At 64.1% G+C, this 16386-nt stretch carries 15 protein-coding genes, 1 tRNA gene and 1 pseudogene; 7 read left to right on the top strand and 10 right to left on the bottom strand.

Features of this window, described 5'->3' with window-relative positions:
* Positions 1-217: 217 nt before the first annotated feature.
* A complete protein-coding gene (locus tag RSPPHO_RS20045) occupies positions 218-580 on the bottom strand; it encodes a hypothetical protein (protein ID WP_157879210.1) in 363 nt (120 codons plus the stop codon).
* A 491-nt stretch (positions 581-1071) separates the two neighbouring features.
* On the opposite strand from RSPPHO_RS20045, the pseudogene RSPPHO_RS20040 reads away from it, so the two are divergent.
* Positions 1072-1250: pseudogene (locus RSPPHO_RS20040) on the top strand (IS256 family transposase); the annotation flags it as partial.
* A 216-nt stretch (positions 1251-1466) separates the two neighbouring features.
* Here RSPPHO_RS20040 and RSPPHO_RS11965 read toward each other — a convergent pair.
* From RSPPHO_RS11965 to RSPPHO_RS11935, 8 genes are all read right to left on the bottom strand, one after another.
* The gene (locus RSPPHO_RS11965; protein ID WP_014415492.1) at positions 1467-1952 is read right to left on the bottom strand and encodes a universal stress protein; all 486 of its coding nucleotides are present in this window, start codon (positions 1950-1952) and stop codon (positions 1467-1469) included.
* A 9-nt stretch (positions 1953-1961) separates the two neighbouring features.
* Positions 1962-2741 carry a TIGR02186 family protein gene (locus RSPPHO_RS11960; protein ID WP_014415491.1) on the bottom strand — a complete coding sequence of 260 codons (780 nt, stop codon included), beginning with the start codon at positions 2739-2741 and terminating at the stop codon, positions 1962-1964.
* 3 nt (positions 2742-2744) lie between these two features.
* Positions 2745-2873, bottom strand: coding sequence for a hypothetical protein (locus RSPPHO_RS21555; RefSeq protein WP_277905213.1), 129 nt, complete (start codon positions 2871-2873; stop codon positions 2745-2747).
* A 57-nt stretch (positions 2874-2930) separates the two neighbouring features.
* Positions 2931-5258, bottom strand: coding sequence for a CDP-diacylglycerol--glycerol-3-phosphate 3-phosphatidyltransferase (pgsA, locus tag RSPPHO_RS21740; protein ID WP_014415489.1), 2328 nt, complete (start codon positions 5256-5258; stop codon positions 2931-2933).
* A gap of 60 nt (positions 5259-5318) precedes the next feature.
* Complete coding sequence (gene uvrC, locus RSPPHO_RS11950) at positions 5319-7184, bottom strand: excinuclease ABC subunit UvrC (RefSeq protein WP_041795314.1); 1866 nt, start codon at positions 7182-7184, stop codon at positions 5319-5321.
* Between the two features lie 122 nt (positions 7185-7306).
* Positions 7307-7729 carry a dihydroneopterin aldolase gene (gene folB, locus RSPPHO_RS11945; protein WP_014415487.1) on the bottom strand — a complete coding sequence of 141 codons (423 nt, stop codon included), beginning with the start codon at positions 7727-7729 and terminating at the stop codon, positions 7307-7309.
* A gap of 24 nt (positions 7730-7753) precedes the next feature.
* On the bottom strand, positions 7754-8554 hold the full coding sequence (locus RSPPHO_RS11940) for an SDR family oxidoreductase (RefSeq protein ID WP_041795312.1): 801 nt from the start codon (positions 8552-8554) through the stop codon (positions 7754-7756).
* A 94-nt stretch (positions 8555-8648) separates the two neighbouring features.
* Positions 8649-10181, bottom strand: coding sequence for a DEAD/DEAH box helicase (locus RSPPHO_RS11935; protein WP_014415485.1), 1533 nt, complete (start codon positions 10179-10181; stop codon positions 8649-8651).
* Positions 10182-10648: 467 nt separating this feature from the next.
* Here RSPPHO_RS11935 and RSPPHO_RS11930 point away from each other — a divergent pair, with 467 nt between their 5' ends.
* The 4 genes from RSPPHO_RS11930 (at position 10649) to RSPPHO_RS11915 (ending at position 14206) form a co-directional block, all read left to right on the top strand.
* Positions 10649-11836: an acyl-CoA dehydrogenase gene (locus tag RSPPHO_RS11930; RefSeq protein ID WP_041795306.1), complete on the top strand. Its 1188-nt coding sequence runs from the start codon at positions 10649-10651 to the stop codon at positions 11834-11836.
* Between the two features lie 78 nt (positions 11837-11914).
* Positions 11915-12508: a TetR/AcrR family transcriptional regulator gene (locus RSPPHO_RS11925; RefSeq protein WP_014415483.1), complete on the top strand. Its 594-nt coding sequence runs from the start codon at positions 11915-11917 to the stop codon at positions 12506-12508.
* A 139-nt stretch (positions 12509-12647) separates the two neighbouring features.
* Positions 12648-13718 carry an alkene reductase gene (locus RSPPHO_RS11920; protein ID WP_041795305.1) on the top strand — a complete coding sequence of 357 codons (1071 nt, stop codon included), beginning with the start codon at positions 12648-12650 and terminating at the stop codon, positions 13716-13718.
* Between the two features lie 140 nt (positions 13719-13858).
* Positions 13859-14206, top strand: a complete 348-nt coding sequence (locus tag RSPPHO_RS11915; protein WP_242390482.1) for a hypothetical protein — start codon at positions 13859-13861, stop codon at positions 14204-14206.
* 49 nt (positions 14207-14255) lie between these two features.
* On the opposite strand, the gene RSPPHO_RS11910 is transcribed toward RSPPHO_RS11915, so the two are convergent.
* Positions 14256-15062: an SDR family NAD(P)-dependent oxidoreductase gene (locus tag RSPPHO_RS11910; protein ID WP_014415480.1), complete on the bottom strand. Its 807-nt coding sequence runs from the start codon at positions 15060-15062 to the stop codon at positions 14256-14258.
* Between the two features lie 202 nt (positions 15063-15264).
* Here RSPPHO_RS11910 and RSPPHO_RS11905 point away from each other — a divergent pair, with 202 nt between their 5' ends.
* The gene (locus tag RSPPHO_RS11905; protein WP_041795303.1) at positions 15265-16050 is read left to right on the top strand and encodes a MetQ/NlpA family ABC transporter substrate-binding protein; all 786 of its coding nucleotides are present in this window, start codon (positions 15265-15267) and stop codon (positions 16048-16050) included.
* 141 nt (positions 16051-16191) lie between these two features.
* Positions 16192-16267, top strand: a tRNA-Glu gene (locus tag RSPPHO_RS11900).
* Positions 16268-16386: the final 119 nt, after the last annotated feature.

Below are 16386 nucleotides of genomic sequence, written 5' to 3'. Positions count from 1 at the left end.
AAAGGCATAACAACGGTAGAAGCTGTCGATGCCATGATATAAGGAAGGAACAGGCCTTGTTCTTCATCGAAGCCAAGCGCGATGCAGTCCGGCATAATTGCGCCATTCTCTGGCGCAGGATGTATATTCCACTTAAATTCTTTCAGATTGTGCTTTCGGGGCGGCGCAAGACCCCCTGTGTGGAGGGCTTCATTATGGCTATCTCTTATAATATAATTCATATTTTCAGTGAGGTGATGAAGCATTTGCCTAAATTGACCGGGCAATAGATCATTATTAAATAGATAGTTTTCTTTAGTAAGCATAAAAAAACCCTATCCACAACACGCGCTGGAATTTTATTTTCTTCTAATATTGAAATAGTTTCATTTATTTTTTCGTTGTTATAAAATTGGCGTGAAGCGTGCTTGTCCCAAGTTTCATTTGGCGCAGCCTCCCCTAAACCAAGTTGTGATAAAAGCGCTTCTTGGTCGGCAAATATCTTGGATACGCCTTGCATGAAGGTCTTGGCGGCGCCACCGAACACACTGCGCACAAAATTTCCGCGACAGATCAAGTGTGAGATAACCTCCGCTGCCATGCTGGCATCTACCTCGGCGCCTATTTCAATAGCCCGTAACTTGCTCAGTAATTGACTTAATCCGTTTTCATAGTCCGTGATGATGTCATCAAGACTCTTTGTTCCATCGACAGATGGTTTGGAATAAAAATCACGTTGCGCAGCGACCCTGTCTATACCTGAAATGTAATTTTTGTTTTTTTGTATACGTGAGTTTTTTTACATCCATCAGAAACAAGGAAGCCCCGCAGGAAGGACTGCGGTATATAGTGCTGCATTCTACCAGACATATCTTTTCCTTTTGTTTTGCGTTTTTATAAAATAATATTGTTTCATGGACTTGCTCGGGATTGGATAAGAGCTATGGCTTCAAGAACATAGGGGAGAACTAAGCTCCAAACGGTATCAGATCGCTTGCACGGAAGGCGATCCAGCAAGTCCACGCCTTGTTGAGGTATATTCTATTTTTAACCATCTGAAAAAGTATTTTTTTAAGCAAACAATATCATTATGTGCTGGCTCATGCCGGCAAGCAGAGCCGCCGCGTCGTTTCCGCCTTCATCGGTACCGCTTTCGCCCGGAAACCGCCACCGCTGCTTATGCCCAATGGCGCCAAGTCGCCGACCAGCTTCGGCCCAGGGCACGCAAACTGGCCGAACCAATGGATGCCGAGATGGATGTCCTGGCCTACGAGGAAATAAAAGAAAGTGGAGGTCTGGAGGCGTCAGCCTCCAGGCGGGGACCGGGCGGCAGCCCCGCGTTTCTGGAACGCCGTCGCTGCGGGGTCAACACCGGCCAGCGAGTCGCGCCGCTTAAGTCAATCCCCTGATTTATCGCCTTTTTTCGAATCGTGGCCCTGTGGATAAGCTTGTTGAAAACCCGGGATTATGCCCCGGACTCAAGCCCTTCAGGCCAAGCGCTCAATGTCACGCTCGCTCATGCCAGCCGGGACAATCGTCACCGGGATGCGCAGGCGGGAGCCCAGGCCGTGGCCGCAGGCGGTGACCAGGGGGCCGGGGCCGTCCTTGCCGGCGCCGGCGGCAAGGACGAGGACGGAGATGCCGGGTTCGTCGCGCACCAGGGCCAGGAGTTCGTCCACCGGCTTGCCCTGGCGGACGTAAAGGGAGGGCAGGTGGCCGGAGCGGCGGTTGACCTCGGCGGCCATGCGCTGGAGGGTCTGCTCGGCGTCCTCGCGGGTTTCTTGCTCGATGATTTTGCCGATGAAGGCAAAGTGCTGGACCTCGGGCGGTTCGATGATGCGCACCAAGGCGACGCGGCCGTTGGTGGCGCGGGCGCGGCGGCAGGCAAAGGTCAGGGCGGCGCGCATTTCCTCGGTGTCGTCCACGACAACAAGGAAAGTCCGGTCGTGCAGGGGAGCGGGAGGAAGGGGCATGGCCTCGCCTTATTTGCGAAAGAGGACCCCGGCCAGCCAGCCGGCAGTCACAGCAACGATCACCCCGACAATGCCGTAGGTCCACGGCCAGTCCATGGCCACCCCGTACATGTCGGCGCCGACCCCGATTTTGCTGATAATCAGCGGGGTGATCTCGGCACTGACCACCTGTCCATCGCGAAACAGGTAGACCTCGACGCTGTAGGGGCCGACAGGCACGTTGGCGGGAAACTTGAGGGTGACGCGAAACAGGCGGTTGCTCAAGGTTTGGATACGCGGCTCCGTGTCCTCGTCGCCGATGTCGTCGCCGCCATAAAGGCCGGCCTCGCGCTTGAGCCGCAAGAAAGCCTCGCGGAATTGGGCCTGCTCCTCGGGGGACAGGGTGTCTTCCTGGGCGATGGGCAAGGTCAGGAACTTGGTGCCGATCTGATGGCGCGACAGCACCTCGGGCTTGGCGAACTGTTCCAGGGGCCGGTTGGCGGCCACGCGGTAAAAGCTGGGCACATCCTCGAAGATCACGCTCTCGCGGTTGGCCCAAACAATGCCCAGCTTGTCCTTTTTGCGCACCACGTGGGTCAGGATGGGGCCGCGCACGACCATCACGATGTCACCGGGGCCATCGGTGGCACCAAACAGCAACACCTCGGTGCCCGAGTAGGCCGTGGTGATGGCCACCAAGTGCTGCGACAGGTCGGCGACCAGCGGCTGGATGGGGGATTGAGCATCGGCCCGCCCCCCCACCGCCAGCCCCAAGGCCAAGGCCACCAGCCACGCCCGTGCCCGTCTCACCGCTTACGGGTCCTGCGGAGCCGGCGGCAACGCCCCCGGCACTTGGTGGACCAGACTACCGTCCTTCTTGAGGCCCTCGTCGCGCAGCCGCTCGCGGGCGGCGGCATCGGCTGGATAGGTCGGCGCATACAACCCCGGCGTCTCGTAAGGGTAACGCAGCGGATACGGCGCCCCGTCCACTGGCTTTTTTTACCCTTCCCCTTTCTTCAGCAACCGCAACGTCGCCCGCCCCGCCTCAAGGCTGAGGCTGCCCTGGTGGGCCGTGAGGATGTGGCGGGCCATGGCAAGTCCCAGGGGCAGATCGCCGGACACGCGGAGATCAGCGGAGGCGAAGGTGATCTCCCAGTCGCTTTCGCCCTCACGAGTGCGTAGCGTCACCCCGGTGAAGGGCGGGCGCAGGAAGGCCTCCAGGACGGCTTGAAAAACCAAAATCAGTTGGGTCTTGCGTCCGACCACCGAGGGCAGGGGCGTTTCGACGCGCAGGCGCTCGTTGACGCGCGGGTGGCGGGTGCACAACAGCGTCAGGCTTTCGGCCAGCACGGTGTCGAGCGCCACCACCGCCTCGGGCTCGTTTTGGCTTTGGGTATAGGCCAGCAGGGTTCCCACGTGGTCTTCCAGGCGCTGGGCGTTCTCCACGGCGAAGTCGATCACTTCCCGGGTTTCCTCGTCCATCACCGGTGCGAGGCGTCGGCGTAGCAGGGCGAGGAAACCCGCGATCATGCGCAAGGGATCGCTCAGGTCCTCCGCGGCTGTGGTCACGAAGCCTTCCAGGGCGGCGTTGGTTTGGGCCAGGGCGGTGGTGGTGGCGTGGTCTTGCTGTGCTTTTTGTTTGTCGCGGGTGATGTCGGTCATCACCCCCGCCCACACCACCGAGCCATCGGGATGGCGGCGGGGGCGGGCCTCGCAGCGCAGCCAGCGCGGGCCATCGTCTCCTGGGAGGGGGAGGTCGCTGGCCCACGGTGTCAGGGTTTGCGCCGAGTGCAGGATGCTGTCGAGCAAGGCGGCCCGGCGGTCACCGGTGGCGATGTTCATCAGCAAAGCGCGGGCGTCGGGCACCACGGGGCCGAGGGCGTGGCCGGTCAGGCGCCGGATGCCTTCGCTCAGGAAGGGGAGGCTCATGGTGCCGTCGCGCGTCAGGCGAAATTCATAGAGGGCCCCGGGGATGTCGGCCACGACGTGGAGGAGGCGTTGCTCGGTGATCTGCCGAGTCTGGTCGGCGGCGCAGAATTCCATGAAGATGGCCGTGAGGTCGGCGAACACCTTGATCTGTTCCAGCTCTTGCGCACTGGGGATATGGGGCTTGCGTCGGTAGAGGGCAAAGGTGCCCAGAATCCGCCCTTCGTGGGTGCGCACCGGCTCCGACCAACACGAGGCGACCCCCACCGCCGACATCAAGCCGCGGAAATTGGCCCAATAGGGATGGGAGTACAGGTTCTCGACAATGACCGTCTCGCCCCGGAAGGCGGCCGTGCCACAACTACCCACGCCCTCACCGATTTCCACCCCGTCCACCGCCTCGTGATAAAAATCGGGGAAGCTGGGGCCGGCGGCGAAAAACAAGCGGTTGTCCGAGAGACGCATGACCGTGCAGAGCACCCCGGGATTCAGGTCCTCGATCAGGTGGACCAGGGTTTCCAAGGTGGTTTGCAGGTCGCGGGTCCGCAGCAGCGAGGTCACGATTCGCTTTTGCCACGTCATGAAGTGGGTCAGGGCCAGGGGGGCACTGTGCAGTAACGACAGCGCCGTTTCTTCTCCTGTCTGGGAGGGAGCCGAGGCCTCTGGTCGTTCCGACATGGTTTCCCCTATTGCGCCGGCCCAAGGGCGTGAGAGCGACAGGGCCAGGATAACAAAAAACTGGGGAGGCGCGGCCTCCCCAGGCCCCTCGTTCACAGGGGGCGCGTCGGGGGCAGGAGGTGTTAGGGGAACGTGGGCACCGCTTTTTTTGGGGGGAGCGGGTTGGTCATGCTCCGGTCCCATGTAGCGCAGGCCAAGGCGCAGGTAATCGTAGCCGGTGATCAGGGTCATGGTGGCCGCGACCCACAACAAGAGTTCGCCCAGGAGGCTCACCGGCAGGCCAAGCCCCGGAAGGGGACCCAGGATCAGCACGGCGAGAGCCACGAGTTGGACGGTTGTCTTCCACTTGGCGAGTCGGGTCACCGGCATGATGACCTGGATTTCCGCCAGAAACTCGCGCAGGCCCGAAACCAGGATCTCGCGCATCAAAATGACCACGGCGGCGGGATAGCTCCACGGGCTGATATGGCCCACGCCCACCAGCATCATCAAGACAGCCGCTACCAGCAGCTTGTCGGCAATGGGATCAAGAAAACGCCCCAAGCGCGAGACCTGATTGCTCCGGCGGGCCAGCCAGCCATCGAAAAAGTCCGTGATGGCGGCGGCGATGAACAAGGTCCCGTTCACCCAGCGCGCGGCCGGGGCGTCGATATAGAACAGGGCCACCATCACCGGAATGACGACGATGCGCGCGAGGGTGAGGACATTGGGCAGGGTCAGCAAGGGTATCGTCCTTTTGCGGCGGTCCGGGGTCCTCGGAGACCGAAGGAGAGAGCCCCTCCTTCATCCTCCCCCATGAAAGTGATCATAGACCTTTTTGGCAAGAGCCGCGCTGATCCCTTCAACGACCTCCAGGTCGGCGAGCCCCGCCTGGGCCACCGCCCGCGCCGATCCAAAGTGGTGCAACAGCGCCTTTTTGCGGCTGGCCCCGATGCCGGGGATGGTATCGAGCGGCGAGCCGCTGAGGGCCCGCGAGCGCTTGGCCCGGTGGCTGCCAATGGCAAAGCGGTGCGCCTCGTCGCGCAGGCGCTGCAAATAGCACAGCACCGGGTCGTTGGGCGCAAAGCTGAGGGGCCCGCCGCCGGTTAGCGGGAAAAAGCGTTCGCGTCCGGCGTCACGATCCGGCCCCTTGGCCACGCCGACCACCACAAGGTCGTGAATCCCCAACTCGGCCAGCACCGCCCCCACCGCGCTGATCTGACCGGGGCCGCCGTCGATCAAGACCAGATCGGGCCACTGGCCCCGGGTGCGCTCCGGGTCTTCCGTGCGGGCCCGGCTAAAGCGGCGGCGCATGACCTCGCGCATCATGGCAAAATCGTCGCCCGGGGTGGTGCTGGGGTCGCGGATGGTGAAGGTCCGGTAGGCCGTCTTCACGAAACCCTCGGGACCCGCCACCACCATGGCGCCCACCGCGTGCGTCCCTTGAATGTGGCTGTTGTCGTAAATCTCGACCCGTTCGGGTGGGCGCTCCAGATGAAACGCTTGGGCCACCCCGGCCAGCAAGGTTCGGTGGGCCGTGGTCTCGGCCAGCCGCCGGCCCAAGGCCTCGCGGGCGTTGAGCGCGGCGTGGTCCACCAACTTGCGCCGGTTGCCGCGCCGGGGCACGACCACAGTGACGCGCGTTCCGGCCCGCAGGGTCAGGGCCTTTTCCACCAGCTCGCGGTTGGGCAGGTCCTCGGACAGCAAGATCAGGCGCGGCGGCGGCATGCGGGCGTAAAACTGTCCGATAAAGCTCTCCAGCACCTCGCCCCGGCTCTGGTCGGCCCCGTGTGTGGGAAAAAACGGTCGGTTGCCGTTGTTGCGGCCGCCCCGGAARAAAAACACCTGCACGCAGGTCTGCCCGCCCTCGGCGTGCAAGGCCACGATGTCGGCCTCGCCCAGAGTCGGCAGGTTGATGTCCTGGTGGCCCTGAACATTGGTCAGGGCCTTGATGCGGTCGCGAAACACCGCCGCCGCCTCGAACGCCAAGGCGGCGGCCGCCTCTTCCATGCGCCGGGCTAGTTCGCGTTGCAAGGCCGTGCTTTTGCCCGATAAAAAGGCCCGCGCCTCTTCTACCAGTGCCCCATACTCGGCCGCGCTGATGCGCTCAACGCAGGGGCCGGAGCAGCGCTTGATTTGATATAACAGACAGGCGCGGCTGCGGTTGGCGAACACGCTATCGGTGCAGGTGCGCAGCATGAACGCCCGTTGCAGCGCATACAGGGTATCGTTGACCGCACGGCCCGAGGCAAAGGGGCCGAAGTGGCTGCCACCTTGCGGTCGGCCGCCGCGCACCTTGACAATGCGCGGGAAGGGGTGGCCCGGTGTGATCTCGATGTAGGGAAAGCTTTTGTCGTCGCGCAGCAAAATATTGTAGCGCGGCTTGAGCTGCTTGATCAGGTTCGATTCCAGCAGCAAGGCTTCCGCCTCGGTGTGGGTGGTGATGATCTCCAGCGCCACCGTTTGCGCCACCATGCGCTGAAGCCGAATCGGCAGGCGATGGGTTTGGGTGTAGGACGTCACCCGGCGACGCAATTCCCGCGCTTTACCCACGTACAGAATATCGCCGCGGGTGTCGATCATGCGATAGACGCCGGGGCTCATGGGCAACAACCGCAACTGGGAGCGGATCAGGTCGGCGCCGATCAGGGGCGGGGAGAGGTCTTCCATGGCTTGAACCAAAAGGGAGGCAGGGCAAGAGAAGGCCGGGGAGGCGGGGCCTCCCCAGACCCCTCCGGTCCTGGGAAGGAGTGGGGGCTGTGCATCATGGTGGGGAAGGGAGCGGCTGTCTTCTAGCGGTCGAGGGGACTGAAGCGCTCGATCTCGACCCCCACGCTGTGGGCGTCCTCGAACACATCAAGCTTCTCCACCCGCACCCGTACCGAGAGCACACGCGGGTCCTGGAGACAGAGGGAGGCGACGCGCTCGGCCAGGGTCTCGACCAAGCAGACATGCCCATCGGCAACCACCGAGCGCACCCGAACGATGATCGCCTCGTAGCACACCACGTTGTCGAGATTGTCTTCCAGTGGCGTTCCCGTCTCGCGCACCCCGAGGTCGAGGTTGATGCGCACGCGCTGGGGGCTTTGGTGCTCGTGGGGATACACGCCGATGCTGGCGCTCAGGGTGAGGTCACGCACAAAGACGTGGCGGACCCCATGCCGGGCATCGGCAATGCGCAGGGGTTCAATCACGGAGGTCTTGCGCTTGGTCACGGCCGGGATCCTTGTGCTCGCAGCTCACTCGTCCAGGGCGCGCAACGTGCCTCCCTGGGCCCAGCCCAGGTGCTGGCCGCCATCAAGCGCGATCATCTGGCCGGTCATGGAAGGCGCTTCCAAGATGAAGCGCAGGGCCCGGGCGATCTCGTCCGGGGAGGTGCCGTGGCCAAGCGGTACCGCCGCCGCCTGGGCCGCAAATTGTTCCACCGTCTGGCGCACGCTGGGCAGGGCGGGACCGGGGCCAATGGCATTCACCCGGATGCGCGGGGCCAAGGCCAGCGCCAGGGTTTGGGTCAAGGTCCACAGGCCGGCCTTGGATAAGGTATAACTCGTGAAATAGGGGGTGAGGTTCCACACCCGCTGATCAATCAAATTAATAATCACCCCGGTGGCCTGGGGAGGCAGGGCTCGGGCCATGGCCTGACTGAGCACGAAGGGGGCTCGCAAATTGGTTTCCAGGTGCAGGTCCCACGAGGCCCGGGTGGCGCTGTCCCACAGGTCCAACTCAAACACCGAGGCGTTGTTGACCAGCACCCCGATCGGCCCCAGGGCGTCGTGCGCCGCGCTGGCCAAAGCCAGGACCTCGTCCTCGCGGGCCAGATCGCCCGTCAGCACCACGGCCCGCCGCCCGAGGGCGCGGATCGAGGCGGCCGTGGCCTCGGCCTCTTGCGGCGAATCACGGTGGTGGACAGCGACATCAAACCCCAGCGCGGCCAACTCCAAAGCACAAGCGCGTCCCAATCGCCGCGCCGCGCCCGTCACCAAAGCCGTGGCCGGCCGGGAGGCGACCGCCGGAGGGTGCGGAATCTCAACCGGCCTCATCCCCGTCACTCCCCCCCAAAATCCAGCACGTTAGTCTCTCTCGTCACAAAAGAGTCTGGGGAGGGCGTGCCTCCCCAGACTTTCTGGTCATTCATCAGGCCGCCGAGAACGAGCGACGCTTGCGGCCCTGCGAGCCCTCCCGGCTCTCACCGGCACTGCGCGGTCCCCGGGCGTCGCGTTGGCCTTCCGGCCGGGTCCGCGGTCCCCGGGCGTCGCGTTGGCCTTCCGGCCGTGTCCGCGGCCCGCGAGCGTCGCGCTGGCCCTCGGCGCGCGGTTCGCGCGGCATGCGAGGCTCCCGGTGTCCCTCGGCATGCGGTTCACGCGGCATGCGGGGGTCGCGGTTGCCCTCGGCGCGCGGCTCCCGCGGCATCCTGGGCTCCCGGTGTCCTTCGGTCCGGGCGTCCCGCGGTCCCCGGTGTCCCTCGGTGCCGTCGTCGGTCACGACCCGAGGGCGCTGCGGCCGGGCCGGTCCCGAGCGCCGCTGGCGCGCCGGCGGCGGCGGATCCGCCTCGCCACTCAGCGACTTGCCGATCAGGCGCTCGATATCGCGCAACAAGGGCCGCTCAGAAGGGTCGCACAGGGAAATGGCTACACCGCTGGCTCCGGCACGCGCGGTGCGACCGATGCGGTGCACGTAGGCTTCCGGGACATTGGGCAGCTCATAGTTGTACACAAACGAAATGCCATCCACATCAATGCCGCGCGCGGCAATGTCGGTGGCGACCAGGATGCGCACCATGGTGCCCTTGAAGGCGGCCAGGGCCCGGTCGCGCTGGACTTGGCTCTTGTTGCCATGGATCGATTCGGCCGGCAGGCCGCTCGCGCGCAGATGATCGGTGACCCGGTCGGCGCCGCGCTTGGTGCGGGTGAAAATGATGGAGCGGCCTTCGGCGTTCTGGCGCAGCAGATCGACCAGAACATCGCGCTTGGCGTGGCCTTCCACCATCATCACCGATTGCTCGATGCGCTCGATGGGCCGGGACTGCGGGGCAATCTGGACCTCGCAGGGGTCGCGCAAGAAGTCGTTGGCCAGGGCGCGGATGGGCGCGGGCATGGTGGCCGAGAGCAAGACGGTCTGCCGCTCGCCATGCAGCCGGGCCATGATCCGGCGAATCGCCGGCAGGAAGCCCAGGTCCAGCATGTGGTCGGCTTCGTCGAGGACCACCACCTCAGTGAAGTCCAGGCGCAAGATGCCGGTCCCCACGTGGTCAAGCAGACGGCCCGGGGTGGCCACCAGGATATCCACGCCGGTGCTCAGAGCCTTGACCTGCGGGCCGGGGCGCACCCCGCCCACGACCACCGCCGAGCTCAGGCGGGCGAAACGGCCATAGGCGCGCACGCATTCATTGATCTGGTAGGCCAACTCGCGGGTTGGCGCCAGGAACAGCGCCCGGCAGGTGCCGCGCGGGGCGCGCTCAGGGCGCCCCATCAAGCGGTGCAAGGTGGGCAGCACAAAGGCCGCCGTCTTGCCGGTGCCGGTTTGGGCGATGCCCAGCAAATCCCGGCCCTGGAGCAGGGCAGGGATGGCCTGAGCTTGAATGGGGGTCGGAGTCGTGTAGCCTTCCGCCGCAACGGCGCGAAGAAGGGGCTCGGCGAGGCCGAGGGTCGCGAAATCGGTCAACGTCACTCTTTCGGTTGGGGCCCGGCAACAACGGGCAGGCGCCGCCTGCGCGTGCGCCGGGGGCCGAGAAAGGAAGCCTGCATGGAAAAGCTGCCTGGAGGTGTGCCCCGCAATGGGGGCCTAGGAACGGGGCACATCCTCGTTCCCTCGGCGCCGCTCAAGCTGTTGTCACGCTGTCCACGCGCGGCTCCGATCCACCCAAACGATGCGCACAGTGCGATGCAAAAGGGAAGGGTTTTCTTTGCGGGGCAACCGGCTGAGCGGGATTTCTGGTCGGGAAAGACAAAAAAAGACAGGCTGGGGAGGCGGGGCCTCTCCAGCCCCCTCCCATCCTGGGATCTCCCTCTCACCTGGACCGTTGACCCCATCCAGGACCTCGGTCAACCATTGAGGGCCGCGCGAGGGGCCCGTGGGGGCCTTGGGTGTGGTCGGTTTTTTCTCCCCCTCGGTTTTTAGCCTCGGAGCGTGTTCAGATGGCCGCAGACAAGCATCCGTTCGTTTGGGAAGACCCGCTGTTGCTCGAAGACAGCCTCGGCGAGGAAGAGCGGATGATCCGCGACACGGCCCATGCCTATTGCCAGGACAAATTGGCGGCGCGCGTGGTCGAAGCCAACCGGAACGAGCACTTCGACCCCGAGATTCTGCGCGAAATGGGCGCTTTGGGCTTTCTCGGCCCCACCTTGCCCGAAGCGTATGGCGGTGCCGGGGTCAATTATGTTGCCTATGGTCTGATCGCCCGCGAGATCGAGCGCATCGATTCCGGCTATCGCTCGGCCATGAGCGTTCAGTCCTCGCTGGTCATGTATCCGATTTACACCTATGGCAGTGAGGCGCAGCGCCAAAAGTACCTGCCTCCCCTGGCCCGGGGCGAATGGATCGGCTGCTTTGGCCTGACCGAGCCAGACTCGGGCTCCGATCCGGGCAGCCTGCGCACCCGGGCCCGCGCCGTGGACGGCGGCTGGCTGGTTTCGGGCACCAAGATGTGGATCACCAACGCCCCCCTCGCCGATGTTTTCGTCGTGTGGGCGAAGACCGAGGACGGGGTGATTCGCGGCTTCATCCTGGAAAAGGGCATGAAGGGCCTCAGTGCCCCGCGCATTGAAGGCAAGTTCTCCCTGCGCGCCTCCACCACCGGCGAAATCGTCATGGAGGACGTCTTCGTTCCCGCTGATAACCTGTTGCCCGGTGTCAGCGGCCTCAAGGGGCCGTTTGGTTGCCTCAACCGCGCCCGTTTCGGCATCGCCTGGGGAGCGCTCGGCGCCGCCGAGTCCTGTTGGCACACAGCGCGTCAGTACACCTTGGAGCGCAAGCAGTTTGGGCGTCCGCTGGCCGCCAACCAGCTCATCCAGTGGAAGTTGGCCAACATGCAAACCGAGATCGCCCTTGGGTTGCAAGGCTGCCTGCGCGTCGGCCGCCTGATGGACGAAGGCCGTGAGGCCCCGGAAATGATTTCCCTCATCAAGCGCAATAGCTGCGGCAAGGCCCTGGAAATCGCCCGCACTGCCCGCGATATGTTGGGGGGGAATGGCATTGCCGATGCCTTCCCGGTCATTCGCCACGTCATGAATCTAGAGGCCGTGAATACTTACGAAGGCACCCACGACGTTCATGCCCTCATTCTCGGTCGGGCCATGACCGGATTGAATGCCTTTAGCGGGTAAGAGCGCCTGCCGGGAAGGCTGGGGAGGCTGGCCTCCCCAGGATCCCTCTTTCCCTCCCCGCCGCACAGGAGAGGACCGATGGCTCGCCCCCGTGCCTTCGATGAAACCGAAGTCTTGCTGCAAGCACTGCGGGTGTTCTGGGCCAAGGGCTTCGAGGCCACCACGCTGGCCGATCTGCTGGATGCCACTGGCCTGAGCAAAAGCAGCCTCTATGCGGCGTTTGGCGGCAAGCGGGAGTTGTTTCTCGCGGCCTTTGCTGCCTACCGCGACGAGCGTCGGCGTCGCCTGCACGCCGCCTTGACCCAAGCTCCCAGTGGCCGGGCCGCCCTGGAGGCTTATTTTGCCAAGGTGGTGGCCCATGCCCAAAGCGGGGAGAAAATCTTTGGGTGCATGACCTGCAACGAGGCCGTCGAGTTTGGCCCGCATGATGAGGCCGTGCAGCACCTGGTTCACGACGATTTCCGCAACATGGAGGCCGCCTTCGCCGAGGCCCTCGCCCGGGGCGTTGCCGATGGCTCCCTCGCCCCCTGTCCCCTGGGCGAACAAACCCGCGCCCGCTTGCTGGTGGTCCACCTTCTCGGCCTGCAAACCCTCGCTCGGGCCAAGGCCGACCCCGCCGTGCTCGATGACGCCGTGGCCCTCCTTTTCGCAACGGTTTTGCCCAGCCAGTGAGCCGCCGCACGGGAATCGAGGGGTTTGGGGAAGCCCCGCCTCGCCAGCCTTCCCGTTTATTTCTGCCTCTTGATTCCAGCACGATCGGCGCCCATGTCGGATTCAGGACCGCTTGGTCCATAACAAAAGGACACGCGCCATGCCCAACACTCCCCCGGCTCTGTTCACGCCCACGACGGTGGGCGATCTTGCCCTTCCCAACCGCGTGGTGATGGCTCCCCTGACACGCAGCCGTGCCGGCGCCGGTGACGTGCCGACGCCCTTGATGGCCGACTACTATCGGCAGCGAGCCACGGCGGGCCTGATCATCACCGAGGCCTCGCAGGTGCTGCCCCAGGGCAAGGGGTATCCCCGCACCCCCGGCATTTACAACGACGCCCAGGTCGCCGGGTGGTCGGCGGTGACCCAGGCCATTCACGACGCCGGCGGGCGGGTGTTCCTCCAGCTTTGGCACGTGGGGAGGTTGTCTCACCCGGTGGTGCAGCCGGATGGCGCGTTACCGGTGGCCCCCTCGGCGATCCGCCCGGATGGCGATATTTTCACCGAGACGGCGGGACTCCAGCCGTTCGTGACCCCCAGGGCGTTGGATATCGAGGAAATCCCCGGGCTGGTCGCGGCCTATCGAGCGGCGGCGGCCAACGCGATCAAGGCCGGCTTTGATGGCGTCGAGGTTCACGGCGCCAACGGCTACCTCATCGACCAGTTTTKGCGCGACGGGACCAACCAGCGCACTGATGCCTACGGCGGCTCGGTGGCGAATCGCCTGCGCTTTTTGCAGGAGGTGGTGGAAGCGGTCAGCGCCGAAGTCGGCCCTCGCCGGGTTGGGGTGCGGTTGTCGCCGGTGTTCGAGGTCTTTTCGATCCACGACAGCGACCCGGCCACGACCTTCGGCGCGGCCGCTGACCTGCTGTCACGCTATGGGCTGGCCTATTTGCATGGGGTGGAACTGGGCGAGCAGCCCTTTGACTTCGCGGGGTTCAAGCGGCGCTTTGGCGGACCTTATATCGCGGCCGGCCGCTACGACGCCGAACGCGCCGGCCAAGCCCTGGCCGGGCACGCCGACCTGATCGCCTTCGGCACCCCCTATATTGCCAATCCCGATCTGGTCGAGCGTCTGCGCCGCGGCGCTCCCCTCAATGCCCCCGACCCGAGCACCTTCTTTCAAGGCGAAGCCAAGGGCTACACGGACTACCCGTTCCTCGCCGCCTGAGCCCCTCCCCGAAACCCAGGAGGCTGGGGAGGCGGCGCCTCCCCAGCCTTCCTTTTTTGCCCTTTCAAAAAAGCATCTTGTCTCACCAAAGGACCCCACCCATCCTTTAGGACGATGCTTTTTTCAGGGGAGTGACACTCATGATGGCACGGACAAACCACTGGACAGCCCTTCTGGTCGGGGCGGCCGCCCTTTTGATCAGCACGGGGGCTGAGGCGGGGAGCTATCGCTTCAACCTTCACAACAGCACCAGTCAGTACGTCATCACGAGCTTTAAGACCAAGGAAAACGGGGTGTGGAGTTCCAACTGGCTGAACTCCTCGATCCAGCCGGGCGAGACCGCCGTGATGGAATGGAATAGCGATGAGGGCGATTGCGTCGTGCCGTTCCGCGTGGGCTGGAAGGGGTATGAAACCGAGCAATTCCAGGCCGACTGGTGCAAGGTCACGAATATCTATATGCAAGATGAAGGCTTCACCTGGGATTAGTCCTCTCAGGGACCGTGGGGTCTGGGGAGGCCGCGCCTCCCCAGCCTTGTCAACGCGGCTCCAGGCGCTGCGCCCCATCCAGGCGAATGATCTCACCATTGAGCATGGGGTTCTCCGCCAGCGCTAGAACCAGCCGGCCAAACTCCTCAGGCCGGCCCAGGCGCGGAGGAAACTGGCATTTGGCAATCAGGGCCTGGCGGACTTCTTCGGGCAGCCCGTCGGAGACCATGGGGGTCTCAAACACCCCGGGCGCGATGGCCATCACGCGAATGCCCAGCCTGACGAACTCGCGGGCCGCCGGCAAGGTCAGGGCCGCGACGCCGCCTTTGGACGCGGCATAAGCCGCCTGCCCGATCTGGCCCTCGAAGGCGGCGATGGAGGCGGTGTTGACGATCAGTCCACGCTCGCCATCGGGCCCCAGGGGGGCAAGTCCCGCCATGTGGTGGGCGGCCCGGCTCATCATGGTGGCGGTGCCGATCAGATTGACCTCGATGGTCCGGCGAAATCCGGCCATGTCAAGCGGCCCCTCGCGCCCCACCAACCGCCCGATAGAAACGATGCCGGCGCAGTTGACCACCAAACGCGCTGGGCCATGGGCCGCCGCCACGGCCGCCAGGGCGGCCTCGACCGAGGCCTCGTCGGTCACGTCGCAGGCCAACCCCAGGGCCTCGTCGGTCACGTCGCAGGCCAACCCCAGGGCCTCGCGGCCCAAGGCGTGGGCCTGGGCCACGACGCGGTCTTCGTCGCGATCGAGCAGGGCGACCCGGGCGCCGGCGGCCGCCAGAACGCCGGCGGTGGCCGCTCCCAAGCCCGAGGCCGCTCCCGTTACCAGAGCGGATACGCCCGTCACCTCCATGGTGTCCTCCCTGTGTTTTTTTTGAGAGGGCCACGCTAAGGATATTTTCCGTTTACGTCAACGTCAAGCTGGAGGGGTAGGGCGAGGGGATGGAAGGGAAGTGCATGAATGGAACTAATTTGACAGACTAACTGTGTTGTGGTGTCCTTGGTCCAGAAGCCCCCGGGGAGTGCTCCGGGGGGTGCCGTCAAGGAGAAGTTTCATGCGCTTTCTGAAGACCCTGGCGTCGGCTTTGGTGGCCGTGTCGGCCCTGGCGACCCCTGTTCTCGCCGAAACCATCAAGGTGGGGGTGACGGCTGGCGAGCATGAGCAGGTGATGGAGCAGGTCAAGGCCGTGGCCAAGACAAAGGGGCTCGACATTCAGATTGTGACCTTCAGCGATTACGTCCTGCCCAACCAGGCGCTCAACGATGGCGACCTCAACGCCAACAGCTTTCAGCACGAGCCCTACCTGCGCAATCAGATCAAGGACCGGGGCTACGACCTGACGGTGGTCGGCAAAAACTTTGTTACGCCGATGGGAATCTACTCTCAGAAGGTCAAGAGCCTGGAGTCTTTGCCAGACGGTGCGCGGTTTGGCCTGCCCAACGATCCCACCAACGGCGGCCGCGCTCTTTTGCTGCTCCAGTCCAAGGGGTTGGTGACGCTCAAGGAGGGGACGGGGCTGACGCCCGGTGTGCTTGATGTGGTGGCCAACCCCAAGAAGCTGAAGTTTGTCGAGATCGACGCGGCCCAACTTCCACGCTCCCTCCCCGATGTGGACGCGGCGGCCATCAACACCAACTATGCCTTGGAAGCCGGCTTGAACCCGACCCGCGATGCCATTGCGATCGAAAGCAAGGAGAGCCCCTACGCCAACATCATTGTCACCCGGACCAAGGACAAGGATGCCCCCTGGGTCAAGCTGCTGGTGGAGAGCTATAACTCGGATCCCATCCGCCAGTATATCCTGGACCAGTTCAAGGGTGCCGTGATTCCCGTCTTCTAAGGAAGGAGGGGGCTGGGGAGGCCCGCCTCCCCAGCGTTCTCTCTTCCCGCCCCCCCTAGTTAAAAAACGCTCCAAGGGAAGAAAAAGCCCTTGCCACCCCGGCAAACCCCGCGTATAAACCCACTCCTCGGCGGCACCGCTGTCCCCATCGTCTAGCGGTCCAGGACGTCAGCCTCTCACGCTGAAAACAGGGGTTCGATTCCCCTTGGGGACGCCACGCTGACTTCAAGAGGCCCGGTTTAGACCGGGCCTTTTTGCTTGGGGTATGGACCCCAGAGCTGAGTGGCGATCCCCTTTGATTTTTGTTCTGTTCGTCGCGACAGTGGGTGTGTGACG

The sequence above is a fragment of the Pararhodospirillum photometricum DSM 122 genome (assembly GCF_000284415.1).
Taxonomy (GTDB): Bacteria; Pseudomonadota; Alphaproteobacteria; order Rhodospirillales; family Rhodospirillaceae; genus Pararhodospirillum; species Pararhodospirillum photometricum.
Note: the sequence above shows the minus strand (reverse complement) of the source record. Positions and strands in the feature narration are given on the sequence as shown.

Bases quoted from the DNA above. Each gene is read 5' to 3' on its own strand.
- RSPPHO_RS11925 (WP_014415483.1), top strand. From the start codon at position 11,915: ATGGCTCGCCCCCGTGCCTTCGATGAAACCGAAGTCTTGCTGCAAGCA.
- RSPPHO_RS11940 (WP_041795312.1), bottom strand. From the start codon at position 8,554: ATGAGGCCGGTTGAGATTCCGCACCCTCCGGCGGTCGCCTCCCGGCCG.
- RSPPHO_RS20045 (WP_157879210.1), bottom strand. From the start codon at position 580: ATGGCAGCGGAGGTTATCTCACACTTGATCTGTCGCGGAAATTTTGTG.
- RSPPHO_RS11965 (WP_014415492.1), bottom strand. From the start codon at position 1,952: ATGCCCCTTCCTCCCGCTCCCCTGCACGACCGGACTTTCCTTGTTGTC.
- RSPPHO_RS11915 (WP_242390482.1), top strand. From the start codon at position 13,859: ATGATGGCACGGACAAACCACTGGACAGCCCTTCTGGTCGGGGCGGCC.
- RSPPHO_RS11905 (WP_041795303.1), top strand. From the start codon at position 15,265: ATGCGCTTTCTGAAGACCCTGGCGTCGGCTTTGGTGGCCGTGTCGGCC.
- RSPPHO_RS11930 (WP_041795306.1), top strand. From the start codon at position 10,649: ATGGCCGCAGACAAGCATCCGTTCGTTTGGGAAGACCCGCTGTTGCTC.
- RSPPHO_RS11910 (WP_014415480.1), bottom strand. From the start codon at position 15,062: ATGGAGGTGACGGGCGTATCCGCTCTGGTAACGGGAGCGGCCTCGGGC.